Below are 14,221 nucleotides of genomic sequence, written 5' to 3' on the forward strand. Positions count from 1 at the left end.
GAGAGTTATACATGGATAAGAAATGGTGGAAAGAAAGCGTAGTTTATCAAATCTATCCCCGCAGCTTCAAAGACAGTAACGGGGACGGCATCGGTGATCTGCAAGGCATTATCTCGAAACTCGATTATTTAAATCAGCTTGGCGTCGACGTAGTCTGGTTATGCCCGGTATACGAGTCGCCAAACGACGATAACGGCTATGATATCAGTAACTATCAAACTATTATGGATGATTTCGGAACACTCTCTGATTGGGAGGAACTGCTAGCTGGACTTCACAGCCGCGGCATGAAGCTGATTATGGATCTCGTGGTCAACCACTCCTCTGATGAGCATGCTTGGTTCGTGGAGTCCCGCAAATCAAAGGATAATCCTTATCGTGATTATTATATCTGGCGGCCGGGCCAAGACGGACAGACGCCTAACGACTGGGGTTCCTTCTTCAGCGGTTCGGCTTGGGAATTCGATGAGAAGTCGGAGGAATATTACCTCCATCTCTTCTCGAGAAAGCAACCCGACCTGAATTGGGATAATCCTAAGCTGCGCCAGGAAGTCTACGATATGATGACCTGGTGGCTGGATAAGGGTATTGACGGATTCCGCATGGATGTAATCAACTTGATTTCCAAAGTACCAGAATTACCTAGCGTTGCCCCAGAAAATAACGGAGAACAGCCTACGTACCACTTCGGAGGAGACTATTTCGTTAACGGACCACGCGTACATGAGTATATGCAGGAAATGAACCGTGAGGTCCTGTCCAAGTACGATATCATGACAGTGGGCGAAGCCGTTAATGTCACTCCCGAGGAGGCTTCCTTGTACGTTTCCGAGGATCGCAACGAGCTTAACATGGTATTCCATTTCGAGCTCATGGACGTCGATTCCGGACCTGGAGGCAAATGGAATGTGCAGCCTTGGAAGCTGGCGGACATCAAGTCCATCATTTCCAAATGGCAAGTCGCGCTGGACGGTAAAGGTTGGAACAGTCTGTATATGAACAACCACGATCAGCCGCGTATGTTATCCCGCTTCGGAGATGATAAGCTATATCCGAAAGAATCTGCCAAGATGCTGGCAACACTGCTGCACACGCTCCAAGGCACACCTTACATCTATCAAGGCGAAGAAATCGGCATGACGAATGTACAGTTTGATTCCATCAACGATTACAAAGATATTGAAATCTTGAATATGTATAAAGAATACTTGGCTGCCGGTCATTCGGAAGAAGCTATCATGAACTCCATTTACATTAAAGGCCGGGATAATGGCCGTACGCCAATGCAATGGAACGCCGAGCCGCAGGCAGGCTTCACGACGGGCTCTCCTTGGCTAGCCGTAAATCCTAATTACAAGGAAATTAATGTGGAGCGGGCGCTGGCTGATCCTGATTCTATTTTTTACTATTATAAGAGACTTATTGAGCTGCGCAAGCAGCATGAAATTATCGTATATGGTAGCTATACGATCTTGGCTGAAGAGAACGAGCAGATCTATGCTTATCTGCGTACTCTTGGAGAAGAACAGCTACTGGTTGTATTGAATTTCTTCGGAGAGCCCGCGACCTTCGAGCTTCCTTCCACTGTGAAATTTCAAACGAAGGAACTGCTCATTGCCAACTACGAGGTAAATCCAGAAGAAGAACTAAATACAATTCAGCTTCGCCCTTATGAAGCTCGTGTGTATAAGCTTAAATAATTCCCCCCCTTGCATGGAAACAACAAAAAGGAGCCTCACGGCTCCTTTTTACTTTCCTCCAACAGCTACCGGATTGACCTGTACCTGTCCCGCGTTCAATTTCTCGATAATCGCCAGTAAGAAGGTTTCGGCTAGGCTGTTCTTTTTAATCGCTCTGGCGGCTTCTTCCAAGGTAAACCATTCAGCATGATCAACCTCAGTACTCACCTGGCTCAAGTCCTCCGAATCTGCAACACCTATAAAATTCAGCATTAGCGTATTGGATGGCGCGAAGTACAAGCTGCGCATATATTCATAAGCGACAATATCAAGTCCTACCTCTTCTTTTACCTCACGTACGAGAGTCGTTTCCGCATCTTCACCTTTGTTCACGTATCCTGCGAGTAATATGTAGTCTGGCCGATTATATTGCTGAATTAATAAAATCTTGTTTTTCTCCCTGTTTAATACTGCTGTACTAATCGCCGTGCTGAAAATAGGGAATCGGAACATTTCACATGCATTACAATAAGGTACCTGCCCTTCCCCATCGGCTTCTTTCATTACTAACGCAGTTCCACATTCCAGGCAATACTTCAAACTGATCGCTTCCTTCTATTCTAAGTTAGCCTAATTCTACTCCAATTGAGGAGGAATCCGGTGATACGTAGCTTGTTCAAACCCGTATGCTAAGGCTATGAGCGTAGGCTCGCTATAAGCTTTTCCGGAAAAAACAACACCAAAAGGCCCCCTGGTCGAATCCCCATCCGCATCAATAATGCCTTGAGATACATATCCCGCCGGAACGGTAACTAATGGATAACCTAAGCGTGCCGCAATATACATGCCATCTACATCACCAGGCAGCAATAACGCGTCTAAACTATATTGTTCCAACACATAATCTATTCCTTGCTCAAGCGCTAATTCCTTGTATTCTTGTCTCTTCTCTTCATAGACCTCTTCAGTTAATGTTATTTCTTCTGATCTTGTCAGGGTGTCTTGCCCATATTGCAAGGCAATCTCAGCATGTCTTTCATTATAGGCTATCAATTCCTGCAAAGAGTGAATCGGAACGGATTCATCTACTTGTGCTAAATACTGGTTGAGCCCTTTTTTAAATTCATAACAAATCACATCATTATTCCAATTCTGTTGTTCAACATGTACTGTGACAGGATCTATAATGGTAGCCCCTTCATTCTTCAAGGTCAAGATAGCTGCTTCCATAATTGCAAGCCTCTCAGTGTCTAAATGCTTATAATAATGCCGTGGAATACCTATTCTTGCTTGTCGTATAAAGCTTTTATCTAAACTTGAAGTATAGTCTGTATAAGCGTATTTTTTGCTTGAAAATGTTGCTGAATCGTTGGCGTCCACTCCGGTTAATGCCCCTAAAATAATTGCCGCATCTGTAACCGTTCTAGCTATAGGGCCAGGTGTATCCTGACTTACTGAAATGGGAATGACTCCAGTACGGCTGACTAATCCCACCGTAGGTTTGATTCCGACAAGAGCATGTTGGCTGGCTGGACCGATAATAGATCCTGCGGTTTCCGTTCCGATCGCTGCTGCTGCCAGATTCGCTGCTACAGCTGCCGCAGGCCCAGAGCTGGAACCACTGACAAATACCGTCCCAGGTCCATATGGATTCAGTACAAGCCCTCCCCGCGAGCTATATCCCGCAGGCATTGTACTAGACATAAAATTAGACCATTCCGACATATTCGCCTTCCCAAGTAAAATAGCCCCCGCCAATCGAAGCTTGGCCGCTACAAATGAATCTTTTGCCGCAATTGATCCAGCTAAAGCTACAGAACCGGCACTCGTATGCATCTTATCCGCGGTGTCTATATTATCCTTCAATACAATAGGAATACCGTGCAGGCTCCCCCGGCTCCCTTTTTCTGCTCGTTCTCTATCGAGTGCTCGCGCGATTTGTATAACCTCTGGATTTATTTCTAAAATAGAGTTTATGTCTATATCGTATTTATGGATCCGCTCCAAATACACTTGAACTATATCCTCTGAGTTGATTAAACCTGCTTCCAGAGCCTCTTGCATTTTAATTATATCCGTCTCAATAATCCATTCCTGAAGTTTATTCTTCATACGAATAACTCCTTCCAAAAAAATAAAATTGCCTCTAGTATAAACCTACCACAAAATTTCACCTCAATAATATGGAGAGTTTAACTATAGTTATATTCAGCTATTTGACTCCCTCGGCTACAGATGATAGGGTATTTTCGAAGTTAAATTTTTCCGGGAGGGAACACCCATGACGGCAGTAAAGCTTAGCATCGGATACGACGAATTCGAAGAAGGTCAAAGAATTGGCAAAGCAATTGAGAAGTTAAGCAGCAGCGCTGAAAGTGCGTCACTAACCAGCCTAATTATTGGTGATTGGGGGCAAGCCTACGAGAATAGCTCCGATGAGGTTGTGGATGCGCTGGTTACGCATAGTGCAAGCTTCCCTGCTTTACGCAAGCTTTTTATTGGTGAGATGGGTTATGAGGAGTGCGAGATTTCTTGGATTACCCAAAGCGATCTATCACCGCTGTTGCCTGCTTTTCCAGAATTACAATCACTCACCATTCAAGGTGGAAATGAGCTAAGCCTCTCAGAGCTAAAACATGACAAGTTAGAAAAGCTAATTATTATTACTGGTGGCTTGAGTAAAACCGTGCTTGAAAATATTGCAGCCAGCCAATTGCCGAATTTGCGTAAGCTGGAACTATATCTTGGCGTAGATAACTACGGCTTTGACGGAAGCCTCGCAGATATTCTACCTCTTTTAGAAGTAGGAAAGTTCCCTAAACTTACCTATCTGGGATTAAAAAATAGCGAAATACAAGATGAAATCGCCGGTGCAGTAGCAAATGCTCCAATTCTGGATCAGTTGGATACGCTAGATCTGTCTCTAGGTACCCTCAGCGACGAGGGGGCTGAGTTGCTTCTAGCCAGCGAGAGAATCAAGGGACTAAAGGCATTGAACCTAAGCCATCATTATATGTCTGACGAGATGATCAGCCGCTGGCAAAAGAGTGGATTGCCTGTCGATGTCAGCGACAAGCAGGAAAGCGATGATGAGGAAGACTGGCGTTATCCTTCCATCACAGAATGAGCCCCTCATGCGGCCAATGATCGTTTTTGGTATTCCCGGAGATAAACGAACTAGTGGCATTCAGCAAGCGCGTTCCGATCTCGGAATGCCACCCGCCATCATTTTATCGTATGCTGAGTTTCTGCAAGGAAGATCGTTAAGTGATCTATTGAAAGTGCAGAAGCAACAGCTATCTAGTCAGCCAGTCGTGTATAACGGCATAGATCTCAGTGCGGCTCCTCCGCTGCTGAGATTGGAATCGCCTGGCAGCAGCTTTGAGGTAGAACGAGCATTGATCGCTCTCGGCGCACCGGATGCCGTTGATGTTGACGATTCGCTGCATCCCTACGCTGAAAGACCTGATCCGCGCCCACTCCGTGTGAAGGTAGCCCATCAATTGAAGGAGATGCAGGGTGTCCTGCATCATCCTTCGCAATGGTTCCGCGGTTATTGCCGCATGCTGGCTAGACTACAGCGCGAAGTCAAAGAGGTTTGTCCAGGTTCGCTATGGTTAAATGACCCCGCTGACATTGCGGCCATGACCGATAAACGGCGGGCACAACAGATTCTGAGTGAGGCAGGCATCACTATTCCTCGTCCATTAGGCGAGGAACAGCAGCCTACGGACTATGCCTCTCTCCGTGAGATGATGATCTCCCGGCGAATGCACCGGGTATTCATCAAGCTAGCCTTCGGCTCTGCCGCTTCCGGGGTGATCGCCTATCAGCTCCATCCCGTTACAGGTGCCGAAGTTGCCTTAACTACAGTGGGGGTCGAGAATTATATCACCCGACCACCCATTTACTATAATTCCGGTAAACTGCGGCGGTACACAGATACCGCCACGATCTCCGGCATTATTAACTGGATTTATCGACATGGTGGTTATGCCGAGCAATGGATCCCTAAGATCGGCCATAACGGCAAAGCCTTCGATATCCGCCAGCTCGTGGTTCTCCGCGAGGCCTGTCATGCAATTGCTCGTGTAAGTTCCACCCCAATTACGAATCTGCATTTACGCAGCCAGCGGATGTCTCCTTCAGAAGCCGGTCTATCAGAATTCATACAGGAGCAGGTACGAAATACCGCGTTGCAAGCGCTGGCGGCATTTCCCCGTTCTGGAGTTGCCGGGATAGACGTGCTGATATCTGGAGGATCGCAGCAGTGTTTTGTCGCCGATGTTAATCCTTTTGGCGATTTGCTGTACGATGTGAAATACCGTGGCTGCAGCACCTACGAATGGGAAATGAAGGTATTGACCGCCAGAGACTATATTACTCATCCCTCAACACCGCTTATAAAGGAAGGATCCTCTTAATGGATATGAACACTATCGTTGGCACCCATGACATTCTAATGATCACGCTTGATACCCTTCGATACGATGCAGCTACTATGGAGGAAGCGAACTGCCCGAACCTGTGCGGAACGGGACCCTGGGAGAAAAGACATACTCCCGGCAGCTTTACTTATGCGGCCCATCACGCTTTTTTCGGCGGCTTCTTGCCTACTCCAGCTACAACGGATAAGACTGAGCATATCCGCATGTTCCACTCCCGAAACACCGGCATGAAGACGCATCCCCATACATGGCTGTTCGATACGCCGGATATCGTGTCAGGACTTGCTGCTGAGGGCTATCGTACGGTTTGTATTGGAGGTGTTATTTTCTTCACCAAAAAAAATCCACTCGCTCGTGTGTTGCCAAGCTATTTCCAGCAAAGCTACTGGCGGATGACCTTCGGTGTGACCAATCCGCGTTCCACAGAGCATCAGGTGAACCATGCCTTAAAGCTGCTAAAGGATACTCCTAGCGAGCAAAGATTGTTTATGTTCCTCAACGTCTCTGCCATTCACGGACCAAATCATTATTTTGTACCTGGTGCTAAAAAAGACTCTGTAGACAGCCAGCGCGCCGCTCTTCGTTATGTGGACGGTGAACTGGGCCGGTTGTTCGATGCGTTCCGGGAACGCGGCAATCCGGTCTTCTGCCTGGCTTTTTCAGATCATGGAACCGCTTATGGGGAAGATGGCTATCAGGGGCATCGCCTTGCCCACGAGACGGTATGGAACGTCCCTTATCGGGAGTTTATTTTATAATATTTATAACAAGGAAAGGATGGAGAACTGATATGACGTTATCGTCCTTCTCTTTAGAAGAGCTTCACAAGTGGAAAGACAGCATTACTGCTCACCCTTACCGTTCTTATCTGTATTCCTATCCACACAAAACGGCTTACAGGGATTTGCAGCCTCCGATGCCGCTAGAAACACTCTGGCGTGATGAGCCTGCGGAATCTTTCTTTCTATATATGCATATTCCGTTTTGTGGCGCACGCTGCGGATTCTGCAACCTATTTACCCTGCCTGATAAACGCGCAAATGTTCATGCCACATACGTGGATGCATTGGAACGCCAAGCAAAGCAATGGGCGGAATTCACCAGACACAGGCCTTATGCCCGTTTTGCGATCGGCGGTGGAACTCCCACCCTGCTGGCAGCAGATCAGCTCCGCCGCTTGTTCCATATTGCCGTTGATACGATGGGACTGGATACAAATACAGCCTCCATCTCAGTGGAAACTTCACCGGAGACGATTACCGAAGAGAAGCTGAATATTCTTAAAGAGTATACGGTGGATCGGGTCAGCATGGGCATCCAAAGTTTTGTTGCAGCTGAATCGGCAGCCATCTATCGCCCACAAAATCCGGATGAGGTGTATCGGGCACTAGAGCTGCTGGGGAAATATGATTTTCCCATACTAAATTTAGATCTGATCTACGGGCTTCCGGGGCAGACGGTCGACTCTTGGCTATATTCGCTCAATCAAGCGATCAGCTTTGAGCCAGAGGAAATTTTCATCTATCCGCTCTACACTCGAGAGCATACGATTGTGAAGCCTGGTGATATCCAGCGTCAGGACGATATTCGCCTAGACTGCTACAAAGCCGCTGGTCAGCTGCTTAGAGCGAGAGGATATCGCCAATACTCCATGCGTCGTTTCGCCAAGGAAGACGCCGGAACAGCTAAACCCATTCTCGATTATAGTTGCCAAGAAGAAGGAATGGTCGGTTTGGGCTGCGGAGCCAGATCCTACACCCGCCATGTGCATTACGCTTCCCGTTATGGGGTAAGCCGTAAAGCAACCGAGAGCATTATTGCTGATTACGTTGCGACGGATCGTTACGATACTGCGGATTACGGAATTGTACTGAGTCTTGAAGAACAGAAACGCCGCTTTATTCTGAAGGCGATTCTACATAGCGAAGGGCTGAAGCTTGAAGATTACAGCCAGCGTTTCGATCAATCACTCTGGAGTGATTATCCTGAGCTGTCCAACCTGCTTCATTCCGGTCTTGGGCAGGAGGAAGATGGCATCCTGCGCCTTACCACCGAAGGGATGGGTTACTCTGATTCGATTGGGGATTGGTTTATTTCTGGGGAGATCCGAGAGCAGATGGAAAGGTTCGTATTGCCATGAATGCGGTCCTCTACTACCGCGGCTCCCTCACGTCCTGCAACTATGATTGCCCCTATTGTCCTTTTGGCAAAACAAGAGACAGCGCAGCTACACTCGCCAAGGACCGCCAGGGGCTGGAAGCCTTTGTAGCTTGGGCCTCTGAGCAAGGTGCGGCAGGTCATCGGCTTTCTATATTTTTTAATCCCTATGGCGAAGGGCTAATTCATCGCTGGTACAAAGAAGCAATGATTGCTCTCTCCAATATGGACCATGTAGAGAAGGTAGCGATTCAGACCAACCTTTCTGCCAACCTGGATTTCATCTCCCAGCTGAATCGTAAAAAAGTGGCCTTTTGGGCCACCTACCACCCCGGGCAAGTGCGGGAGGATAAATTTCTGTCGCAGTGTTTGACTTTATACGAGAACGACGTTCCGTTTAGTGTGGGAAGCGTTGGAATACGCAGCGCTTTTTCAGCGATAGCTTCACTTCGCTCTGCATTACCAGAGAACGTGTACTTATGGGTCAATGCTTACAAAGATAAACCAGATTATTATACAGCAGAGGATTTTGCCTTCCTTAGCGAGATTGATCCACATTTTTCTGTGAATGCTATGGATTATGAAAGCCTTGGCCAAGCCTGCAATGCAGGAAAAGATGTTTTTTATGTACAGGGCGCTGGGCTTGTGAAACGCTGCTATAAGGACAGAGGGGTCATAGGCAATCTTTACCGTGATGGGCTCGAAGGTCTCTCTGCGGTTAGAAGCTGCCGAATGAAGGTATGCGATTGTTATATCGGTTATATTCATATGCCCGAGCTGAAGCTGCGGAGCATCTATGAGGATGGACTTTTGGAACGAATCCCTTATGGCGCTATGAACAACTGATTTTAAAATTCCAGACAGGGTTTCTTTACTCTCTGTGGAATATGACAAGTAGCCCCCATCTATAGGGGCATAGCAAACACTAAAGTTGGAGGGACAATAACTTATGAACAACATCATTAATTTTGCGCATCGTGGAGCGTCGGCAGTGTGTCCAGAAAATACTATGGCGGCCTTTCGCAAAGGTCTTGAGCTGGGTGCAACCGGAATAGAAACTGATGTACAAATGACCAAGGATGGCGGCCTAGTCCTCATTCATGATGAAACTCTAAACCGCACGACAAGCGGAACCGGCTATGTGAAGGATCATACACTCGCAGAACTGCTGGAGGTGGACGCAGGCTCATGGTTCGGACCTGAATTCAAAGATGAGCGCCTTCCATTGCTGGAAGATTTATTAGATCTGCTGCAAGGTAGAGATACCATACTAAATATCGAGCTTAAAAATGGCACTTTTTTATATCCGGGCATGGAGGAAAAAGTGATCGCGGCCGTACGGGATTTCAAGATGAGCGATCGCGTCATTTTTTCGAGCTTCAACCATTATTCACTAGCTTACTGTCAGTCGCTGGCACCGGAGATCAGAACTGGAATTCTGTACGGGGAAGGCCTGTATCGTCCTTGGGATTATGCAGCTACACTTGGAGCGACTGCGTTGCACGCTTATCATTTTGCGGTACTGCCTGAATTCGTCGAAGAAGCTGCGAAGCATGGCGTCGCCTACCATCCTTGGACCGTTAATGATCCCGAGCGGATGAAATATTTAATTGAAGCGGGTGTATCAGGCATTATTACCGATCATCCAGACCTACTCGCTGGACTTCTGGCTGACAAGGGAGTGTGATGGTGTGAAAAAAGTCTGGCTGCTCGGATTCGGCTTTTTCAGCATCAGCATTACATGGAGTCTGTATAACGCATTTGTACCTTTTTTCCTCGAAAAATATGTACATAGTGTAGCCCTTATCAGCTTCATGATGACGATTGATAATTACTTCGCCTTATTCTTGCAGCCTTGGATCGGCAATCGGAGTGACCGCACGACCTCGCGTTTTGGACGCAGAATGCCTTATCTTATGATCGGTATGCCCTTCGCTGCCGTGCTGACTATGCTGATTCCGTTTCATACCGGACTATTTACACTGCTTTTATTTATGATGCTGATGAATTTAGCCATGAGTTTATACCGTTCCCCCACCGTCGCGCTCATGCCCGACATAACACCTGAAGAGCAGCGTACAAAGGCTAACGGATTAATTAATTTCATGGGTGGATTCGGATCAATTCTGGCTTTCGGCGTGGGTTCGATCCTCTATAAATCAAATCCTGCACTGCCATTTCTCGTTGCTGGACTGATTACCCTGTTATGTCTGTTTATCGTATCGCGCTTCATCAAAGAAAAACGGGATGGTGTGAATAAAAGCCCTACGCTTTTATCCGATACAGCGGAGAGCCCTTCTGCGACAGTAGTTAATCCTTCCAGAATCTCCTTTCGCGGCCAGCTGGATCGTACTACAGTCTTTCTACTGGCAGCGATCTTCTTCTGGTTTGTAGCTTATCAAGGGGTCGAAACCTTGTTTACATTGTATGGCAAAAACCATCTGGGCCTCAGTGAACAAGCAGCCTCCTTCTCCCTTACCTTCTTCTCCCTTGCCTTTGTGCTGTTCGCTATTCCGAGCGGTTGGCTGGGTGGGCGATTCGGGAAAAAGAAGATCATTATCGTCGGCGTATGTGGCCTGATGACGGTCTTTGCGCTTGTTGGGTTTGCACAGGACCTGCTGGTGCTTCGAGCGTTGCTCCTGACAGGAGGAATCTTCTGGGCTTGTATCAACATCAACTCTTATCCTTATGTTGTTGCTACGGGGACTGAGGAAAGTATTGGTACTCGAACAGGGATGTATTATTTGGTCTCTTCACTGGCAGCGATCAGCTCACCACCTTTGCTGGGGCTAATGATTGATATTTTTGATTACTCCATCCTGTTCTATGTAGCAGCGATTAGTATGGCGGTTGCCCTGCTCTGCCTTTTCTTGATGAAGGGACGCAAGCAAGTGCCCCACAAGTTTCACACACCGGGAGCCTAAAAAAGCGTCAGCCTTAGACATCTATTTATGTCCAAGGCTGACGCTTATATTTTACACTTAACAAACTAATTTTTATAAACTGAATAACGACCTGTACCGAGCTGTTTGGCGGTGTACATCGCTGTATCTGCCTCATGCAGCAGCCTGAAATGATCCACCTTGCCATGACTAATGCTGATGCCTATGCTCGCAGATACAAAGAGGTTGTGCTCTCCCAGCTGATAATGTCTGGTCGTCTTCTCCAGAATCTGCACCGCTAACTGCTCCGCTTCCTTCTGATTGCAGCCTTTAGCTACGATCACAAATTCATCACCGCCTATACGGAAAATATGGCGTTTTCTTTTGCTGGAAAATTGACTTAACCTTCCTCCCACCTCTTGCAGCAGTAAATCGCCCACATGATGTCCTAAGCTGTCATTGATGGATTTGAAACGGTTCAAATCCATAAACAATACAGCTAGTTGCTCATTTACTTTGCAGCGATCCCAAAAGTGATCCATTCCATTCTTGTTTAACAGCCCCGTTAAGCCATCCTTATAGGCAAGTTCCTTAAGCTGCTCTCTTTCCGCCAAAACAAGGTTCAACCGTGTAAGCAAAAACATTAAAACAGCTATCGTAAGCGCGTATATCAATAACGGAGTGAAAATCCCCCCATTGACCTCTATAGTTTCTTCTAAGGATTTTTTGCCTAGCTGATGCATTGCCCACAATCCAACGACGATAGTTATAATGGAAAGGCCCGTATAAACCGCTCTTTGTTTTGGTTCCTTACTAGCAACATCCCGGTAAAATCTCAATACTAAATAACCTACAACCCCTGCGATGATAATGGACATTAACGTTTGTAAATAAATCTGAACCTCTACCACCTTTAATTCGCACATCCTTCTGAACTACAAATAATTAGCTTACTGTACTGCGATACCAATATATAAAAAAGCTCTGAACATTATCTGAACACTTACTCTTTCTCCAAATGCCGCGCACAATTATATAACTCGCAGTTCCATGAGCCATCCGATTCGGATTTTGTTATTCGCGTAATTGACGTATTGTTCAATAATACTGTGCCGTCCAGTTCTGGAAGTAGTCTTCTAAGGCTACTGCGTAAAATCGCACCATGGCTAACGATCAGAATATGACTGCCTGGATGTCTCGCCGCAATTTCTTCAATCACTTCGCTGCCTCTGAGCTCGCTGGCTTCTGGAGTTTCCAAACCCAAATCTAACGTCTTCCAATCGGTTCCCCAGCGTTCAATCCGCTCTTGCTGCGTAGTTCCTTCAATAAGTCCCGCATACATCTCTCGAATGCCCGGCGCTAAACCCGTGATCTCAAGGCCTAATCTTTCTGCAATAACCTCTGCCGTTTGCCGCGCTCTGAGTAAATCGCTTGAATATATGTAATCCCATTGTTCTGTGCTGAGACGTTCAGCCAGTAGTTGTGCCTGTTGCAGACCTTCAGCATCCAATGAATTATCCGTATGCCCTTGCACTCTGCCTTCTTTATTCCACGCGGTACTTCCATGGCGAATTAAACCTATTGTAGTCATAAAAATCTCCTTTTAGCTAATGAGTCTAGTGGCCGTTGTGATGCTGGTTATTGTGCTAGTTATGGTGCTAATCTCAGTACAATTTCAGTACTAATATAAATAATATAATCTATATTCTATCAGATTCACCCTATGAACATTTAAAAATAAAGGTTATCCAAGTTTTTGAACATGAGGTATAATAAACCTTGTCGTTTTTTACAACAGCTACAAGATAAGGAGTAATTGTTTATGATGAAAAAGCTAGGGTCCACTCTGTTTCTTACCTTCTTACTGCTCATTCCACTTGTCGCCACTTGCCCATCCACTGTTGGTGCAACACCAGTTCCTAAAAACACCGTCTATGTGGACAAGAATAACCATTCATACATACCACTGCGTCTCTTAAATAGCTTCACTGGTATACAGTCTGTATGGAATCCTAACGAAAAACGTATAAGCATTACGAATGCAGACACCACCATTACGCTTACATTAGGTCAAACCGCTGCGCTCGTCAATGAAAAGTCGGTTACACTAACTGATCTTGCTTTCAGTGATAATGGCACGGTATATATCCCGTTGTCTTTTATCAGTACAACGCTTGGCATTCAATTAACTTGGGATAAGGAAGCCTCTTCATTAACCCTTAAGAGTAATGATATTGCAACCACTGTTCCTGTACAGTCCGGTGCACTAATCAAAGCGGATTCGTCACCAGTTGTCAGCGCTAGTAAAACCTTCAAGGTTGGCGGCAGATCCTTCAAAGCCCAGACAGTTACAGTGTCCCTGCTGCATCCTAAGGTGAAACTTGATGTCGTACTGGCTGGAAATACGGTTGGAAAAGTGGAGGACCTAAGCAGTCTGGCTAAACGTAATAATGCCGTAGTTGCCATTAACGGAACATTTTTTGATGCCTATACAAAAGGAGCATACAAAGCTCCATACGGCTACATTGTCAGCGGCGGAAAAATGCTTAAAAACAGCTCCGGGGATCGCCGGACGATTTTCACCTATGACAGCAACCATCTGGCGACACTGATTCCTGGGCTGGATTTCACAAGCCGCTTCGCTTCCGGTTCTATGGAAGGAGCTCTTCAAGCCGGTCCGCGTCTTCTTGTGAACGGTAAGGTATCCCTTAATGTCGCGGCAGAAGGCTTCAAAGATCCGAAAATCTTAACCGGCGGCGGAGCACGCAGCGCGCTCGGATTAACACGCGACCATAAGCTCATTCTGCTGACCACTGGTGGAGCCACCATCCCACAGCTGGCAGAAATGATGAAGCAAGCTGGAGCGTATCAAGCCATGAATCTGGATGGTGGTGCATCCAGCGGGCTCTACTACAACGGCAAATATCTTACGTCCCCTGGGCGTCAGATCAGCAATGCGATTGTAGTCAAATATCAATAAAATCTCCTGGGCAGACGATTAGTTGCGAGCGCTGAGCTTTGCGATTTGGCTCAGCTACAGCTACTGCTCGGCTAC

General features: G+C 46.6%; 13 protein-coding genes. 9 read left to right on the top strand and 4 right to left on the bottom strand.

The genetic code is table 11. From position 1 onward, the window contains the following. Positions 1–11: 11 nt before the first annotated feature. Entirely contained in the window at positions 12–1,700 is a 1,689-nt protein-coding gene (locus MHH60_RS17955; RefSeq protein ID WP_076137714.1) for a glycoside hydrolase family 13 protein, read from the top strand. A gap of 48 nt (positions 1,701–1,748) precedes the next feature. Here MHH60_RS17955 and MHH60_RS17960 read toward each other — a convergent pair whose 3' ends face one another. Both MHH60_RS17960 and MHH60_RS17965 read right to left on the bottom strand, forming a co-directional pair. Further along, on the bottom strand, positions 1,749–2,279 hold the full coding sequence (locus tag MHH60_RS17960; protein ID WP_076104689.1) for an NAD(+) diphosphatase: 531 nt from the start codon (positions 2,277–2,279) through the stop codon (positions 1,749–1,751). Positions 2,280–2,315: 36 nt separating this feature from the next. Next, entirely contained in the window at positions 2,316–3,791 is a 1,476-nt protein-coding gene (locus MHH60_RS17965) for an amidase family protein (RefSeq protein WP_076137716.1), read from the bottom strand. A gap of 169 nt (positions 3,792–3,960) precedes the next feature. On the opposite strand from MHH60_RS17965, the gene MHH60_RS17970 reads away from it, so the two are divergent. The 7 genes from MHH60_RS17970 to MHH60_RS18000 all read left to right on the top strand — a co-directional run bounded on the left by MHH60_RS17970 (position 3,961) and on the right by MHH60_RS18000 (position 11,208). Then, the gene (locus tag MHH60_RS17970; RefSeq protein WP_076137718.1) at positions 3,961–4,806 is read left to right on the top strand and encodes an STM4015 family protein; all 846 of its coding nucleotides are present in this window, start codon (positions 3,961–3,963) and stop codon (positions 4,804–4,806) included. Continuing rightward, on the top strand, positions 4,766–6,103 hold the full coding sequence (locus tag MHH60_RS17975; protein ID WP_256715204.1) for an STM4014 family protein: 1,338 nt from the start codon (positions 4,766–4,768) through the stop codon (positions 6,101–6,103). Before MHH60_RS17970 ends, MHH60_RS17975 begins: the two co-directional genes overlap by 41 nt. Further along, positions 6,103–6,885: an STM4013/SEN3800 family hydrolase gene (locus MHH60_RS17980; RefSeq protein WP_038568987.1), complete on the top strand. Its 783-nt coding sequence runs from the start codon at positions 6,103–6,105 to the stop codon at positions 6,883–6,885. The genes MHH60_RS17975 and MHH60_RS17980 overlap by 1 nt, the downstream gene beginning before the upstream one ends. A gap of 32 nt (positions 6,886–6,917) precedes the next feature. Next, the gene (locus tag MHH60_RS17985) at positions 6,918–8,267 is read left to right on the top strand and encodes an STM4012 family radical SAM protein (RefSeq protein WP_076137721.1); all 1,350 of its coding nucleotides are present in this window, start codon (positions 6,918–6,920) and stop codon (positions 8,265–8,267) included. Further along, the gene (locus MHH60_RS17990) at positions 8,264–9,130 is read left to right on the top strand and encodes an STM4011 family radical SAM protein (RefSeq protein WP_076137723.1); all 867 of its coding nucleotides are present in this window, start codon (positions 8,264–8,266) and stop codon (positions 9,128–9,130) included. Before MHH60_RS17985 ends, MHH60_RS17990 begins: the two co-directional genes overlap by 4 nt. A 103-nt stretch (positions 9,131–9,233) precedes the next feature. Further along, the gene (locus tag MHH60_RS17995) at positions 9,234–9,971 is read left to right on the top strand and encodes a glycerophosphodiester phosphodiesterase (RefSeq protein ID WP_076104695.1); all 738 of its coding nucleotides are present in this window, start codon (positions 9,234–9,236) and stop codon (positions 9,969–9,971) included. 4 nt (positions 9,972–9,975) lie between these two features. After that, positions 9,976–11,208, top strand: coding sequence for an SLC45 family MFS transporter (locus MHH60_RS18000; protein WP_076137725.1), 1,233 nt, complete (start codon positions 9,976–9,978; stop codon positions 11,206–11,208). A gap of 65 nt (positions 11,209–11,273) precedes the next feature. Here the strand turns inward: MHH60_RS18000 and MHH60_RS18005 are convergent, their stop codons facing one another. After that, positions 11,274–12,092, bottom strand: coding sequence for a GGDEF domain-containing protein (locus MHH60_RS18005; RefSeq protein ID WP_081387703.1), 819 nt, complete (start codon positions 12,090–12,092; stop codon positions 11,274–11,276). A 77-nt stretch (positions 12,093–12,169) separates the two neighbouring features. Continuing rightward, the gene (locus tag MHH60_RS18010; protein WP_038568983.1) at positions 12,170–12,757 is read right to left on the bottom strand and encodes a histidine phosphatase family protein; all 588 of its coding nucleotides are present in this window, start codon (positions 12,755–12,757) and stop codon (positions 12,170–12,172) included. 234 nt (positions 12,758–12,991) lie between these two features. Between MHH60_RS18010 and MHH60_RS18015 the strand changes: the two genes are divergently transcribed. Beyond that, complete coding sequence (locus MHH60_RS18015; protein ID WP_076137751.1) at positions 12,992–14,146, top strand: phosphodiester glycosidase family protein; 1,155 nt, start codon at positions 12,992–12,994, stop codon at positions 14,144–14,146. Positions 14,147–14,221 lie beyond the last annotated feature (75 nt).

This window comes from Paenibacillus sp. FSL H7-0716, from assembly GCF_038002705.1.
In the GTDB taxonomy this organism is placed as follows: Bacteria; Bacillota; Bacilli; order Paenibacillales; family Paenibacillaceae; genus Paenibacillus_AQ; species Paenibacillus_AQ odorifer.